Consider the following 15,690-nt stretch of genomic DNA (forward strand, 5'->3'; position numbering starts at 1 on the left):
AGTGGCTCAGCGCTGGCTGAGGCTGTTTCCTCATCGACGCAAGAAAGATGGGTCACCCGAGGAACCGACGAAGCCGGAAATTGACATGATCGTCAATCAAGCCGATGCGTTGGACGAACGACGGCGGCGTCTAAGTGACATCAGTTGGTGGATGCGATGTACGGCAGAGAACATTGCTCGACGAGCAAATCGTGAAGACGAGTGTACCGGACGCTTTTGGGAAGGTAGGTTCAAATTGCAGACCCTGTTGGACGAAGCGAGTTTGCTGGCTTGCGCAGCCTATGTGGATTTGAACCCGATTCGTGCGGCGATTGCTGAAACTCCGGAAACCAGCGAATACACCGGTGCAAAAGATCGCATCGATGATTTGGCTGAGCGTCGGGATCGGACTCGGCCGAGTACTCATGATTGGGAGCGAAGTCGACGTCGGCGGAAGAGCGGTTGGATGAGTCCGATCGAGATTGACGAAAAGAACGATGCGGTCGGACCGTGTGTCGATCCATCCGGTCGGCGGGCAAGTACCAAGGGTTTCCTGGCGGTCTCGATGTCTCGTTATTTGGAGCTCTTGGATTGGACGGGCCGGCAGTTGCACCGCAATAAGGTCGGCAAAATACCCGATCACTTGGCTCCTATCTTGAGTCGCATTGGGCTCGACACCCATGGTTGGTGCGACATTGTGAAGAAGTTTGGTCGCGTCTTTAAGCGAGCGGCAGGCACTCCAGAAAGCCTTGCTCGTGAGGCTGTCCGGTGTGGTCAAGGCTGGCTGTGTGCTCCCGAGAACCCACTCGGACTATCTTCGGTGTAGCCGATTCTCTTCCGCACGCTAGAACATGCAACTGATTTTGCGATTAGCGTTGTGTGCTGCGCGGTCGATGCTGTAAAGATGCATGTGAACTCGCAGGAAGGGAGAAATACCACTCCGATCGCCTCCAAAGGGGGAGCATGTCCGAAGCAAATACTCCGGAAAAGCTCTTTGCTTAAAGACAATGGGTGGCCCTTTCTTGCTTTCTTTCTTGCTTTCCTTTGCTAAAAGAAAATGAGTGGCTCCTTCTTGCCTTCCCGTTGCTGTCGCGGTGGGCCGCGCGGTGAAGCAGCGGCGGCGGTGGCGCCCGCGAGCAGCTTGGCATAACGGATGCGGACGGCATCCATCACCGGGTCGTGCGGACTTGTCCAGCCTCGGCGCAGGGCGAGGATCAACGTGTTACTCGTTCCGCGCCGCGTCTGATCCCGAACGACTTGGGCAAGCAACTGCAACCAACTGCCGGCCGTGTCGAGACCGGCGGTGATTTGCTGCGAAGTCGCCTCCTGCAGCAGACTGGCCAGAGCCAGGACGAACAAGACGCACGACGGGGCCATCGGACGCAAGACGGCCAAGACGGGGCCATCTCAGTTTTGATCCGTTGCTAGAAAAGTATGCTGCACAACTCATCCTCTCTCCGGTTCGTTGCTAGCAACGGTCCGGTTCGGTTGAACTTCTGGATGGCCCCTGCGGTCCCCCCCGGTGCCCCTGCGGTCTTCCGTTAACATCTGGATGGCCCCTTCGGTCTTCGGTCCCTCCCCTTCGGTCCGGCCTTTGCTGCGAAGTCGCCTCCTGCAGCAGACTGGCCAGAGCCAGGACGAACAAGACGCACGACGGGGCCATCGGACGCAAGACGGCCAAGACGGGGCCATCTCAGTTTTGATCCGTTGCTAGAAAAGTATGCTGCACAACTCATCCTCTCTCCGGTTCGTTGCTAGCAACGGTCCGGTTCGGTTGAACTTCTGGATGGCCCCTTCGGTCCCTCCCGCCCCTGCGGTCCCCCTGCGGTCTTCCGTTAACATCTGGATGGCCCCTTTGGTCCTTCCTCTTTTGGATGGCCCTTTTGGTCTGTTTAACATCTGGATGGCCCCTTCGGTCCTTCGGTCCTTTCTGGATGGCCCCTTTGGTCCCGACGGGCCGGCAGTTGCACCGCAATAAGGTCGGCAAAATACCCGATCACTTGGCTCCTATCTTGAGTCGCATTGGGCTCGACACCCATGGTTGGTGCGACATTGTGAAGAAGTTCGGTCGCGTCTTTAAGCGAGCGGCAGGAACTCCTGAGAGCCTTGCTCGTGAGGCTGTCCGGTGTGGTCAAGGCTGGCTGTGTGCTCCCGAGAACCCACTCGGACTTTCTTCGGTGTAGCGGATTCTCTTCCACACGCTAGAACCTGCAACTGATTTTGCGATTGACGTTGTGTGCTGCGCGGTCGGTGCTGTAAAGATGCATGTGAACTCGCAGGAAGGGAGAAATACCACTCCGATCGCCTCCAAAGGGGGAGCATGTCCGAAGCAAATACTCCGGAAAAGCTCTTTGCTAAAAGAAAATGGGTGGCCCTTTCTTGCTTTCCTAGAACCTGCAACTGATTTTGCGATTAGCGTTGTGTGCTGCGCGGTCGATGTTGTAAAGATGCATGTGAACTCGCAGGAAGGGAGAAATGCCACTCCGATCGCCTCCAAAGGGGGAGCATGTCCGAAGCAAATACTCCGGAAAAGCTCTTTGCTAAAAGAAAATGGGTGGCCCTTTCTTGCTTTCATCAGGTCGGCGGGCAAGTACCAAGGGTTTCCTGGCGGTCTCGATGTCTCGTTATTTGGAGCTCTTGGATTGGACGGGCCGGCAGTTGCACCGCAATAAGGTCGGCAAAATACCCGATCACTTGGCTCCTATCTTGAGTCGCATTGGGCTCGACACCCATGGTTGGTGCGACATTGTGAAGAAGTTTGGTCGCGTCTTTAAGCGAGCGGCAGGAACTCCAGAAAGCCTTGCTCGTGAGGCTGTCCGGTGTGGTCAAGGCTGGCTGTGTGCTCCCGAGAACCCACTCGGACTTTCTTCGGTGTAGCGGATTCTCTTCCACACGCTAGAACCTGCAACTGATTTTGCGATTAGCGTTGTGTGCTGCGCGGTCGATGTTGTAAAGATGCATGTGAACTCGCAGGAAGGGAGAAATGCCACTCCGATCGCCTCCAAAGGGGGAGCATGTCCGAAGCAAATACTCCGGAAAAACTCTTTGCTTAAAGACAATGGGTGGCCCTTTCTTGCTTCCTTTCTTGCTTTCCTTTGCTAAAAGAAAATGGGTGGCCCCTTCTTGCCTTCTTGCCTTCTTGGCCCCTTCTTGCCTCGTTCGGTCCTCCTGGGTGGCCCCTTCGGTCTCCCCCTTCGGTCTTCCGTTAACATCTGGATGGCCCCTTCGGTCCCTTCGGTCCTTTCGACGGCATCCATCACCGGGTCGTGCGGACTTGTCCAGCCTCGGCGCAGGGCGAGGATCAACGTGTTACTCGTTCCGCGCCGCGTCTGATCCCGAACGACTTGGGCAAGCAACTGCAACCAACTGCCGGCCGTGTCGAGACCGGCGGTGATTTGCTGCGAAGTCGCCTCCTGCAGCAGACTGGCCAGAGCCAGGACGAACAAGACGCACGACGGGGCCATCGGACGCAAGACGGCCAAGACGGGGCCATCTCAGTTTTGATCCGTTGCTAGAAAAGTATGCTGCACAACTCATCCTCTCTCCTGTTCGTTGCTAGCAACGGTTCGTTCGGTTGAACTTCTGGATGGCCCCTGCGGTCCCCCTGCCCCTGCGGTCCCCCTGCGGTCTTCCGTTAACATCTGGATGGCCCCTTCGGCCCCTCCCCGTTGCTAGAAAAGTATGTTGCACAACTCATCCTCTCTCCGGTTCGTTGCTAGCAACGGTTCGTTCGGTTGAACTTCTGGATGGCCCCTGCGGTCCCTGCGGTCCCTGCGGTCCGCCCCCCTTCGGTCTTCCGTTAACATCTGGATGGCCCCTTCGGTCCTTCCCTTCGGTCCTTTCTTCGGTCCTTCGCCTTCGGTCTTCTTTGGCGTATTCCAATCAGCTTTTTCGCTTGCGATGAGCCAAGATTCCAAGGGTAGAAGCAAAAAGCAACGCGACGAAACTTGGCTCTGGGACGGCCGTCACTGCAACCCGCGAGAGTCCGACCCCATCGTACCAAGTCCGGCGAGTGCCACCGGAGTTATCGGAGCGATCATCAATGTAAATCGAAAGTGTTTCGTTTTGGTCCAGTGTCACGCGACCAAGATAAGCTTGGTACATCAGTTCGTTTCCTTCACCGACGCTGGTTAAGGATAGAAAATCATCATCGCTAACGTGCTGAGCTGCTTTTCTCGAAAAGAAGTCCAAGTCATTGAGATCAAGCCCCGCGAAGATTTCCCATTCCTCGTTCATGTTTGAGAAGAAATACGCATACGCATCAAATATCCCTGCCTCATCTAGATTGACAATGTCCGTCGTCAACATCCCCACATTCTCGCTGCCGTTTTCACCGGCAGCAAACACGTCACCATTGTTGCCAAATCCAGTGCGCCGGTGCCAAAGGCCGTCATTCGCACCCTGGCCACTGCCCTGGGTGGGGACCAGTGTCTGCCCATTTACAAGTTGGGTGTTGTTGACATCGGCGTCGAAGTACTTGATTCCGTTATGCAATTCGCCTCCCTCATCAACCAACCCGACAACGGCGAGGTCGTAGTCGGTGTACGACGTATACGTCCCTCGCATCCACATGACGGCGCGGTTTTGGTCGTCCCAATCGGGAATAATAGGACGAAGGTTGTCCTGGTTCGAGTTCTTGGTGATTGCATGCCAATCCCATGTTTCGCCTTGATCAATGGTGGTGCCTCGGAAAATTTCGTAGTGCCGATTGTTGTCGGCTTGGCTGACTAATGGATTGCCGGTCGTTGGATCGGCATTGGTCGAGATATAGACTTCGTTTGGGTTGTCAGGGTTCAGTGCGATGTTACCCGTGTAGTCATCCTCGCCGGCATACAATCGGCTTCCCGCAAACGCGATCTCATTGACATGCCAACTGGTACCATCGAATCGCCCGTAGTGGTAGCGAAGGTCCTCGCCGCCTTGACCGCCCGGCAATCCGGCCGAGTCCTTCTGGACCGAAAACGCAACAAATGGCTTTCCTGTCGAATCAAGATGAATGTCGCTCACCCAGCCGACGTTGTCCGCGTTACCAGCAAAGATTCGTGTACCGGCAGTAGATGCCATGCCAATGGTATCGAGATCATCGATCTTGTTTCCGAAGCTATCGAAAACCTCACCACCGCGAATGAAGGAATGGTAAACGCTATTGTTGGCGTTCCGGGGGTGGCCTTCGGTATTGATGAAGTGAATCGAATCCGTTTCGTTTCCCGCATATTTTACATAAGGACGCGTCGAGTTCGATCCGCCATTGAGCAGTTTGCCGCCGTAGTTCCAGGAATCGCCATTGTCATTAGAAACCAAGAAGTTCGGATCGAAATTTTGTGTGCGCGTGAAGTTGTAAATGCGGCCGCCTTCCTCGGACAATTGAAAGAGGTTGTTGTAGGTCGTGCCAGCACCGTTGTCTCGTTGTGCTTCAGGCGTCCATGCGCTGGTGTCCCCCGGTGATACCGAAATTCGCGTTCGCGTGAGGCGATCGGAGATATGGTTTGAGTAGGCGGCAAGGTAGCGACCGTCATTCATCCGAAGCAGGGCAGCCGAGTTATGGTCATCGGCATCCATCCCACCGTTGAGCGTAAAGTTCTTGGTTCTTCGAGTACTCAAATTGAAGGTCACGACATCGACATCGCCCGATCGGCCCAGGGCACCGCTGGAATCAGAGATGGAGCTAACCAAGAGTTGACCGGTTGAAGGGTCCACAATCGCTCTTTCATCTTCAAACCAAGACCAGGCGCCGTTCTCGTTGAACTGAATCAGCTTCCCATCAACAAAATCGGTCTGGGCTTGGGTAGATGCAACGTTCCCAAGTAGACAGCAAGCCAGGGTAGCAGCGAGGATTGTGAATCGAAGAGGCATCATGAAACTTAAAAGCATGTTGATGATATAGAAAAGGCACGGCCGTACGCACGACCGTGCCTCTGCAAAAACGCAAGTGTTATAAAAGCACCAAGCGGTCGTCTAGCGGTTGCCAGACTTGCGTCGGCGGAATCCGAGCACACCCAATGAAACCATTGCAAGTGCGCCCAGGCTACTAGGCTCAGGAACGGCGGTAGCCACCAACTCGGTCCCAACTCCGTCGTACCAAGTTCGGTTCCCCTGGGACGTATTCGCTAGATCATCGATGAAAACATTGATGTCACCGGTGCCATCGGCGACCGCTGTGCCCAGACTAACCGAGTAAAGGCGACGATCTCCCTGCTCGGTGAGAACGGAATTGGCAAAGTACCCACCATTTTCAATTCCGGATCCGTCGGCCGTCGACAGAGGCCCAGGATTAAGTTCGTCCAACCTGGAAGGCGAGGTAATGTAAGTCATGGGCAAAAACGACGAACCGGTGAAGTGAGTCGTGTTGTAGCCTTGAAGATCACCAGCATCGTTCGACAGACTAGCTCGTCCACGCCAAAGGCCATCTGAGCCCGAACCACCAGCACCCCAGAAATACGCATAGACATCGTAGTTTTCGCCTGCGACCAACCCCGCGATGGATGTCTGAAGCCGCGGTGCGTCTTCAGCATTTTCATTGGAAGTGATGACGGTGACACCATTTCCGAAACCACGGTCATTCCAAAGGTCATCGCCTTCGGTACCAGGGGAAAACGTCAGGGCCCCGCCGGCGGCGAGCGTTGTGTTGCCGGTATTCGCGTCCATATACACGATAGCTGCCTGCGCAAATGACGATGTAAAGGCCATCAGAATCGCAGCCAGGATAGGGAAATGCTTCACGTTAATCTCTCCAGGTAGTCAATCGGAAGTCGTCGGTCATTGGGGAACAGATCACCCTAGATAGCATATAGCGGTCCCACGGCGGATCTGTCAGCGATTCCATGCAAAATCCGCAAAATCCCTAAAGTTCGCTCAATCCTCGCAATTTAAGCACTCCACAAGGGCCAAACCGCATCGACTTTCGATGCATGCGAATCAACAGAAACGCTGGCGACAGATCGGAAGTATTGACCTGCGATGTCAACAATCGCTAGGAAAAACCCAGGGCAATTCATCTGGAACTTCCTAGCGGCCTGTGCGATTCTTGAGCAGTGAAGATATTGAGCAGTGAAGATATTGAGCAGTGAAGATATTGAGTAGTGAAGATATTGAGCTGACACGTTTAACCGGCCAACGCGTCGCGCGGTGGTCTCGAGTTTATGGCAGTGGTCTCGAATTTATGTTCGGTCACCGGCACGATGTATGCGAAAGCCTACGCGTGTATCACACGATTGCGGCGATCACTCTGTTAACGTCGGCTGCTGATTTTCGAATGCAATGATCTCAAAGTGTTGCGCCACCTCGCTGACAGTCAACGCTCGCTTGTAGATTGCCAATTCGTCCAGAGCACCTGAAAACTGACGTCGATGCCAGTCGTCCCGCAGTTGGCCCAACACAACATAAAAATGGCCCGGTCCATGTCGTTTGTCCTCTTTTAATTCAACCTGTCGTACGAGTTGTCCATTGACATGAATTTCCATCGCATGATTTGTCTTTACAGCAACAACATGGTGCCACTGACCCGGCACACATATTCCGGGGGTGAATGCATTAGTACCTTGGCCAAACAATTCACCGGGCGGCGAACGGTGCAAAAATCGAATTGCTCCGGGATCATGGATCATGAATGTATCGGTCACGATTTCAATGACGTTGATGAAACTGCCAGCGTCCGTTCGCGATTCCGGAAAAACCCCCAAGCATGTGGCATGCTGAAGGTCATCCGGCTTCATCCAAAATTCGATTGAATAGGGACCTTCATTTAGATCTTCTATCACACCATCAATAACCAAGCTTCGCGAAGCCTCGGTCCGGATGAACTGAACATGCCCGCTGCTCAGACGAATGCTGTTGTGAAAGCTTTCCGGGGGGTCTGCACGCAACGCGAGCCGATCACTCATATGGTTAGGAATCAATGCATCGCGACTGCCTTCAAACCGACAATACAAAATCGGCTCGGCTCGAACAATTTCATCCACGTATTGGTCAGTCACCGGTAATCGGGAATCGTCAAAAGCGACAATTTTAGAAGTTGCCGAACCGCCAGAGTCAAGTAAGACGAGTGACCTATCGAAGCCGTCGACACGCATTCGCGTCGACTCGTGGAGCCTTTGACTTGTCAGTGTATTTCCGTCATTACCCAACAGGGAAAGCTCAACCTCGCCACTGGTGACTTCGACTTCCGATACACCGTTGGGATCGACGTTTACGTTGAACTCGGTACCAAGGTCAACGATCGCCGCATCGGGTGCATTCAGAACAAACCCTCTCGCCCGCTCGGGAACGTGCGCGCTCACACTGCCCGAAATCAACGTCGCTGCGTCTTTCGAGTGAATGTCCAATTCGCCAGGGCCTGCAAATGCCAGCACGGCACCGCTCATAAACTCGAGTTGCACCGATCCGTTCCCAAGTACGATTCGTCCGGGCTTCAACCGGTGCCCAACGGCCATCCACGACGATACCGTTCCATCGATCCGCACCACCACCGCTACGTCAGGGTCCCATGCGGCTTTCCGCTCAGTCGCCCGCCCCGCTGCGTCATCCTTTAATTTGCCGGCCCGTGAATCCATGGCGTCCGCCAGCGACATCACCGAATCGCGATAATCGCCGATGGGTCCGCTGAGCAAAAACACCACTGCAACGGATAGCACGATGATGATTCCAATGAGACACGCGACCACACCAAAGAAGTGATCTGACATCCCTGCAAACCAGCCCTGTCGCAGATTGGCTATTGGTACTGGCTTTGCCAGCTCCAAAGTCTGCACCAAATTACCAGCTAACGGAATGTCAACCGTCGCACCTGCACCCCAAATGGAGCCAAGATCAGAATGAATTTGGAGATAAGTTAGGTAATACGACTGTGCATCCGATGATTGCCTCAGAATCTGAACCAACTCCTCGGTCTCTGCGGGCAAAAGGACTCCGTCGATCAACCCGGGCAGTAGTTCGCCGAGCCGGTCCAATTTTCCCGACTGGTCCGCTGATTCATTCATGCGTCTACCCCTGTGGGTTTATTCATCGCTACACACTTGATGAGTTGTTCGCGGATACGATGCAGCGTCAAACTGATGGCGTTGGCGGTCTTGTCCGAATCAGCCGCAATCGCCTTTACTGACGACGCCTCGGCGTAACGCCGGAGCAGCAGCGTCCGATGTTCCGGTGAAAGCTTCTGAATACAGTCATTGAGCGTCTTCGTCCGCTGTGCATTTGCCTCAACGGGAAACATTTTCTCATCTAGCGAAGCAAGCGACTCCGTCAGATCAACAGGAAACACCAGACGGTCCCGCGATTGACGCTTGCGGAAAGCCATCAACTGGAAGCGAGCAATCGCGAAAGCCCAGGCCATGAAATCAGTGCCCTCCTCAAATTTGTACGCGTCTCGGCAGAGTACCAAATTGACTTCCTGAAGCACCTCTTGAGCTTGATCGTGGCTACCCAATCGCTTCAAGAGAAAGGCCAGAAGCCGACTTTGAGCTTCCGTTAACTGGAGCACCCATTGGGGCGTGAGTTCAATCTTTGTGTTTTGTTCCCTCATGTTTCATGCAATAGCCGGAAAAGCTGAAATCCGTTGCGAATTCCCTGTCAAATGCAAGAATTAGCACAATTCAAATTTTCTGCGTTTCAAAACGAAAGATCAAGTGCCCCGTCGCCCCCAAAAAAAACACACCTTCTTTAAAGAGAAACACACACCTTCTTTAAAGAGAAAGAGAGGTGAAAGGGGTCGGTGTTCACCAACGGATCATCTAAATTGTCATTCAAGAAGATCAACTCTGGTTTGGCGAGTCCGATACCATTGTCAAGAACGAAGCGTGTGGATGAAGCTGGCTGTTTTACCATGGCCCCGTTCGAGGCAAAGAGAGACGCAGAGTCACGTAGATGCCTCCCGCCTGATTTTTTGGAGCCCATTATGCGACTGGCGTCGGACATTGGGTTGCCATCGAAAAAGCGATTGCAGCGGTCCAGAAGCGAAAGAAATCCCCCTACTTCCCCATGTCTACTTCTATGTCAGAGCTAAGCTTTGAGGCGATCTTTGATCTCACATCGGATTTTCTATGTGTGATGAATCTGGATGGATATTTCATCCGAACCAATACGTCCTTTCGCCGCCATCTTGGCTGGACCAGCGATGAATTCGTCGACCGCTCGTTCGTGTCAATGACACACACGGACGATTTGTACGCGACGTTAAGTCAGTTTTCAGTACTTTCAAAGCATGTAGCCTCTGTTTTCTTCGATCATCGCTTTCGCTGCGTGGATGGAACCTATTGTGCCCTTCGATGGCGGATCACTCGGGAAAGTGGTTCTGACACCCTTCTTGCGGCTGGCTATCTCGTCCGTCATTCGAAGTATCGGGATACCAAATCGGCGGTTTCGAAAAAGCAAGGTGAGCTGGCTCGCATAGCTCACGCAGCATCGGAAGACTGGCGGACGCTAGGCCAGCAGACGTCAAGAATCGGCATCTGGGAGTTCGATCTAACAACCGGTGGACGCTGGTGGTCCACGGAGATTAATGAGATGTTCGAGTTTGATTCGATCGTCGCCGAATCATCGATTATGGCGTTCCAACTTCGAGTCCATCCTGACGATTGGAATGACGTCGTTGAGGCTTATAACCGGTCTGTGTCCCGTAAGACTGCTTTCGAAATCAAACATCGTCTGTTAATGCCCGACGGCCGAATCAAGCACGTGCATGAGCTGGGTCGAACGATTTATGACGACAATGGCCTTCCGTTGCGTTCCATAGGCACGATTGAAGACATCACCCAACAGCTTCAAGGCGAGGGAGAACTTCGCCTGAGTGAGGAACGACTGCGGCAGGCAGTACGCGTATCGAATATTGGTTTTTTTGACCACGATCATCTCACGGATGTTCTTTTTTGGTCGACACGAATGCGTGAGATTTATGGCGGTTATTTGACTGCTGAAATCACTTTGCCCGACACAATAAAAATGATTCATCCCGATGAGACAGAGAGGCTTGTTCAGAGCATTCAAAAGGCCCACGACCCCTCGGGCAATGGAATATGGGACGAAGAATATCGAATCCTTCTTGCAGATGGTTCAACACGGTGGGTGATCGCGCGGTCGCAAACGTTCTTTGCCGGGACAGGGAGCAATCGGCATCCAGTGCGGACTATCGGTGCGCTGGTTGACGCTACGGAGCGCAAACAGGCGGAAGAGGCGCTCCGTGTTACCGACCGAGCTTTGGCAACTTCCATGACCGCTTTTGCGATTGCGGATGAAACTGCGCAACTGACCTACGTCAACCAAGCCTTTCTCAATTTATGGGGTTATGATTCCGAAGCAGAAGTCATAGACAAACTGCCCCAGGATATGATTGAACCCGAATCAGCACAGCGGATGATGGACGGGATCTACTCTAAAAGAGAGTACCGAGGGGAGTTGCTGATTATCCGAAAAGACGGCACGAACTGTAACGTGATGGCGTCGACGAACACGATTCACGACTCCAACGGCAAGGTCGTCAATATGATCGGTTCGTTTGTTGATATCACCGAGTCCAAAAAGCTGCAGGAGTTGTTCATGCAGTCACAGAAAATGGAATCGATCGGTCGATTGGCAGGCGGCATCGCTCACGACTTTAACAATCTGTTGATGGTGATCAACGGATATCTCGAATTGGCGTTAATCGATTTAGGGCCCCATGAATCTTTGCGCAGCGATCTCTCCGAAGTGAAAAAGGCTGCCGATAGAGCATCAAGTTTGACACAACAGCTACTTGCTTTTTCTCGGAAACAGATCATTAAGCCGCAGGTTCTCAACCCGAATGATGTGATCGGGAGTATGACACAAATGCTAGAAAGACTGCTCGGTGAGGACATTGAGTTGCAGACAATTCTTGCTGCTGACCTAGGCCAAGTTCAATTTGATCTTGGGCAATGTGAACAGTGCCTACTCAACCTTGCAATTAACGCGCGCGATGCGATGTCTGAGGGAGGCAAATTGGTAATCGAGACTGAGAATGTCCAAACAGACAAGGCGTGTGACGAATGTCCACCAGGTGAATACGTTGTGCTCGCAATCTCAGACAATGGATCGGGCATGACCGAGGAGGACAAATCGCACCTTTTCGAGCCGTTCTATACGACCAAGGAAGTCGGCGCTGGTACCGGGCTTGGACTTGCAATGGTTTTTGGCGCAGTAACGCAAAACAAAGGTCGAATATCAGTGGAGTCAAAGAGTGGATATGGGACCACATTTCGAGTCTATCTTCCGCGCGTTTATGAAGCCAGCAAACTACCCGATCCGGTGTCGGCCAATGTGACGCACCGGGGGACGGAGACGATCGTAATCGTGGAGGACGAAAATGCCGTCCGAGAACTCACTGCACGATTGCTCACCAATCTGGGGTATAAAGTTCTTGCCTTTCCAATTGGAGGCGAGGCCATCGACGCAGTATCTTCGATGACGCAGACTTTGGATCTACTGATCACCGATGTCATCATGCCAGGCATCAATGGCACGCAGATGGCGGAAAAAATGTCTGCACTTCGACCAGAAATTAAAGTTATCATCACCTCAGGCTACACTCCCAATGCCTTTTCGCATCTGGGAGTCCTGAAAAACGGTGTCGAGTTTCTTCCCAAACCTTACTCGTTCGAAATGCTTGCAGAACTTGTTCGACGCGTGCTCGACAAGCCAGTCGGCTAACGCTTACTCAAAGTGTAGCGCGATTGAGAAGTGCACCATAAGGTGGAATGAGGTGCCAGGGAAAAAAACAGATGTCGGGAATGATGTTAGAAAGCAGGCCGGACACATTACAGCCACTGCACAACCACACCTAAAATATCAACCAATCATCGTTGAGGCAGAATCACGTTCCGAGATCGACTACAATGCATGGCCACTTCTAGCCATCCGATGGTGGCGATCCTTCCCGCACAACAATATTTTTCGGTTCCTTCAAAATCGATTTCGTCGCGATGACGTGTTCCGCCCCTTCCCCTCATCGTGGAACGCAGTACTTCAACGAACTTCAGCCTTCGACAAGAGTTTGTTTGACGACTCGCCGTATGCGAATTGCATTCGCTTTTTGAAACTATCCAAAATCCGCAAGCTGATCTTGGCCAATTATTTTTCTTTGACCATTGTTAGTCACAAAAACATATAAACTCCAAAAGAGAATCATGAGAAGCATGCATTGGAAAAACTTGGTCACGGTCTTTGTTATTTCAATCGTGGCGGCGCACGCGGCGCATGCCGAGGCCAACGGAGACGTAAAGATAACGGTCGATACGGACAAGGTGACCCATCAAGTGGATCCGAAGGTGTACGGCCATTTTTACGAACACATTTATCACTCGGCCAACGGTGGTCTTTGGGGTAACGTCGTTTGGAACCGAAGTTTCGAGCAGCCTGCGTCTTCGGCGTGGACCATCGACGAGAGTGTGATCCGGCAGAATAGCGTGACGGCCACCGGTGCCACAATTGGCTTTGGCGATTTAGGATGGCGTGACATTGATTTTTCGCTCCAGGCCAAGAAGATCCGCGGAAATGAAGGCTTCTTGATACTGGTTGGTAAAGCCGGTCGAGCGGGCCATGTTTGGATAAATCTCGGCGGGTGGGGAAATTCGGAGCATGGGATTGAAGATCTCCGCAACGGCTCCAAGGGTCTATTGGGACGGAGAAAACGTGGATCGATCGAATCGGGCCGATGGTACGATATTCGCATCCGCAGCGAAGGCAATCGCATCCAAGTCTGGCTCGACGGAGAGCAGTTAATGGATGAAACAGCCACAGGGGCGCCCCTTGTGGGACAAGTTGGAGTCGGCACATGGAGTACAGTGGCGGAGTTCCGCAATTTCCAGGTCAAGTCTCTGAGCGGAAAAACGCTATTGGACGGCATGCCCCCGCTTGAGCGCGGAGGCCAGTTACCTGAGGTTGCAGCCAATTGGCAGATCGTATCGGGCCAAGCTGAGATTAGTGACGACAACCCGCTCAATGATCAGTTCTCAGCCGTGCTTACACCTGACGCGGGCGGCAAGGCGACGATCAGCCAACCGCACGTTAAACTCGATTCGTCAGATCCGCTTGCCGGATCGATCTGGTTGCGAGCCGATGGTGTGGCAAAAGCCAACATCCAAGTGCTTAACGAAGACGACAAGGTACTGGCCCGGCAAGAGATCAAAGGCATATCGAGCGCGTGGCAGGAATTCTCGGTCAACCTTTCGCCCACCGCAGATGCAAAGGAAGGTCGTTTACAGGTGACGGCCGATTCAGAGCAAACAGTGTCTGTCGATCAGTTTAGCTTAATGCCAGCCTCTGCCGCGGCGAACGACAACTTTCGCGCCGACTTGTACGAAGCGCTTGCTGGTTTAAAACCGACAATCATCCGTTGGCCAGGGGGTTGTTATGCCGAACAATACCATTGGATGAACGGCGTCGGACCGCAACACACGCGAAAAATGAACCTGATACAGCAATGGGAAGACTGCGACCCGAACTCTTTGGGTACAGATGAATTCATTGAACTATGCCGGAAGCTCGATGCAGAGCCGTTGATGGTTATCAACACCGGCATGCACCCTGAGGGCACTTCGACCCCCGAAGCGTGGAAGCCCTGGCTCGACGAAGCAGTCGCATGGATTGAATATTGCAACGGATCGACCGATACCAAGTATGGTGCGATGCGGGCTGCCAACGGTCACCCGGAACCGTACGAGATCAAGTACTGGGAAATTGATAACGAACTATGGCGTTCCCAACAGCGTGATCCAGCCGTCTATGTAGAGGCGGTCAAACTGTTTGCCCCAGCCATGCGTGCAAAGGACCCTTCAATCACGATTCTGGCCCATGGGGGTAACAGTCTGGATCGCCGATACAACCAAGTACTACTCGACGGTGCTGCGGAACATTTTGATATTCTTAGCATCCACCACTATCAAAATCCGAATTTGTTTTCCAGCGGTGTTGGCGATCAGGAACAGCTCTATATAGACACTCGAACGGCGGTTGCCGAGAGCAGCAACCCCGACATCAAGTTGTATGTCAGCGAATGGAACGCGCAAACAATTGACTGGCGTACCGGCTTGTATGCTGGTGGATTGTTGAACGCCTTTGAGCGCCAAGGTGATTTTTTGATCATTGGCGGTCCCGCGCTGCTGATGCGAGAAAAGACTGCAGGTGCTTGGGACAACGCGTTCATCAACTTTGACCAAAACAGTTGGTTCCCGGCGCCGAATTATGTGGTCATGAAATTGTGGCGCGACCACTTCGCACCAAACTTCCTGGCGTTGGCCGGTGATTTGAACGGTAGCAACATTGTGGCTACGAAGGGTGACGATGGGCAAAACGTTTACCTGAAGGCTGTTAATCCAACGGAATTTGAAAAGACCATCACGATTGAATTGGAAGGCGACTTCGAGCCGAAGTCAGCTTCGATGCTGTTAGTTGCGCCGGGTGGACTCGATGCCCGCAACAGTTTTGAACAGCCCAGTGCGGTCAAGCCGAATACTTTGTCGGCCGAAGTGAAAGGTGAAGTGGTGACGTTCTCGATGCCCGCCTATTCCGCTGGTGTTGTCACAGTGAGGGGAGACGAGTGATAGGTGAGACGTTTTGAACTTGGTTCGAGTTTGTGTTGGTTTCGACAAGAAAATGGAAGGTAAACGATGATTAGCGTGCCACGAATGCTGATTGATTGCATTCGCTCTTTCTCATTTTCCTCTCCGTTATTGTCTCCAGGTTTATTTGTAGTCAGACATCTTTTCG

General features: G+C 52.8%; 11 protein-coding genes. 5 read left to right on the forward strand and 6 right to left on the reverse strand.

Annotated features, from left to right (window positions below):
* Positions 1 to 805: hypothetical protein (locus CA13_RS29490; RefSeq protein ID WP_146402767.1), on the forward strand; the 805-nt coding region annotated here is incomplete at its 5' end.
* 221 nt (positions 806 to 1,026) lie between these two features.
* Here CA13_RS29490 and CA13_RS29495 read toward each other — a convergent pair.
* A complete protein-coding gene (locus tag CA13_RS29495; RefSeq protein ID WP_146402769.1) occupies positions 1,027 to 1,374 on the reverse strand; it encodes a hypothetical protein in 348 nt (115 codons plus the stop codon).
* 539 nt (positions 1,375 to 1,913) lie between these two features.
* Here CA13_RS29495 and CA13_RS29500 point away from each other — a divergent pair.
* Positions 1,914 to 2,162 carry a hypothetical protein gene (locus tag CA13_RS29500; protein ID WP_419194991.1) on the forward strand — a complete coding sequence of 83 codons (249 nt, stop codon included), beginning with the start codon at positions 1,914 to 1,916 and terminating at the stop codon, positions 2,160 to 2,162.
* Between the two features lie 433 nt (positions 2,163 to 2,595).
* Positions 2,596 to 2,856: a hypothetical protein gene (locus CA13_RS29505; RefSeq protein WP_419194992.1), complete on the forward strand. Its 261-nt coding sequence runs from the start codon at positions 2,596 to 2,598 to the stop codon at positions 2,854 to 2,856.
* A 221-nt stretch (positions 2,857 to 3,077) separates the two neighbouring features.
* Here CA13_RS29505 and CA13_RS29510 read toward each other — a convergent pair whose 3' ends face one another.
* The 5 genes from CA13_RS29510 to CA13_RS29530 form a co-directional block, all read right to left on the reverse strand.
* Positions 3,078 to 3,461 (reverse strand): hypothetical protein, encoded by a 384-nt coding sequence (locus tag CA13_RS29510; RefSeq protein WP_146402771.1) that lies wholly within the window; start codon positions 3,459 to 3,461, stop codon positions 3,078 to 3,080.
* A gap of 400 nt (positions 3,462 to 3,861) precedes the next feature.
* Positions 3,862 to 5,835, reverse strand: a complete 1,974-nt coding sequence (locus tag CA13_RS29515; RefSeq protein WP_419194993.1) for a BNR-4 repeat-containing protein — start codon at positions 5,833 to 5,835, stop codon at positions 3,862 to 3,864.
* A 99-nt stretch (positions 5,836 to 5,934) separates the two neighbouring features.
* Entirely contained in the window at positions 5,935 to 6,699 is a 765-nt protein-coding gene (locus CA13_RS29520) for a PEP-CTERM sorting domain-containing protein (protein ID WP_146402774.1), read from the reverse strand.
* A gap of 500 nt (positions 6,700 to 7,199) precedes the next feature.
* Positions 7,200 to 8,954 carry a LamG-like jellyroll fold domain-containing protein gene (locus CA13_RS29525; protein WP_146402776.1) on the reverse strand — a complete coding sequence of 585 codons (1,755 nt, stop codon included), beginning with the start codon at positions 8,952 to 8,954 and terminating at the stop codon, positions 7,200 to 7,202.
* The gene (locus CA13_RS29530; protein WP_146402778.1) at positions 8,951 to 9,496 is read right to left on the reverse strand and encodes a sigma-70 family RNA polymerase sigma factor; all 546 of its coding nucleotides are present in this window, start codon (positions 9,494 to 9,496) and stop codon (positions 8,951 to 8,953) included. The genes CA13_RS29525 and CA13_RS29530 overlap by 4 nt, the downstream gene beginning before the upstream one ends.
* Before the next feature lie 455 nt (positions 9,497 to 9,951).
* On the opposite strand from CA13_RS29530, the gene CA13_RS29535 reads away from it, so the two are divergent.
* A complete protein-coding gene (locus CA13_RS29535; protein ID WP_146402780.1) occupies positions 9,952 to 12,633 on the forward strand; it encodes a PAS domain-containing protein in 2,682 nt (893 codons plus the stop codon).
* Between the two features lie 476 nt (positions 12,634 to 13,109).
* The gene (locus CA13_RS29540; protein WP_146402782.1) at positions 13,110 to 15,524 is read left to right on the forward strand and encodes an alpha-L-arabinofuranosidase C-terminal domain-containing protein; all 2,415 of its coding nucleotides are present in this window, start codon (positions 13,110 to 13,112) and stop codon (positions 15,522 to 15,524) included.
* The last annotated feature ends 166 nt before the right edge of the window (positions 15,525 to 15,690 follow it).

It is taken from the genome of Novipirellula herctigrandis, from assembly GCA_007859835.1.
GTDB lineage: Bacteria > Planctomycetota > Planctomycetia > Pirellulales > Pirellulaceae > Novipirellula_A > Novipirellula_A herctigrandis.

Coding starts and splice junctions, on each gene's coding strand:
- CA13_RS29505 (WP_419194992.1), top strand. CDS start 2,596: ATGTCTCGTTATTTGGAGCTCTTGGATTGGACGGGCCGGCAGTTGCAC.
- CA13_RS29515 (WP_419194993.1), bottom strand. CDS start 5,835: ATGATGCCTCTTCGATTCACAATCCTCGCTGCTACCCTGGCTTGCTGT.
- CA13_RS29540 (WP_146402782.1), top strand. CDS start 13,110: ATGAGAAGCATGCATTGGAAAAACTTGGTCACGGTCTTTGTTATTTCA.
- CA13_RS29500 (WP_419194991.1), top strand. CDS start 1,914: ATGGCCCCTTTGGTCCCGACGGGCCGGCAGTTGCACCGCAATAAGGTC.
- CA13_RS29525 (WP_146402776.1), bottom strand. CDS start 8,954: ATGAATGAATCAGCGGACCAGTCGGGAAAATTGGACCGGCTCGGCGAA.
- CA13_RS29535 (WP_146402780.1), top strand. CDS start 9,952: ATGTCTACTTCTATGTCAGAGCTAAGCTTTGAGGCGATCTTTGATCTC.
- CA13_RS29530 (WP_146402778.1), bottom strand. CDS start 9,496: ATGAGGGAACAAAACACAAAGATTGAACTCACGCCCCAATGGGTGCTC.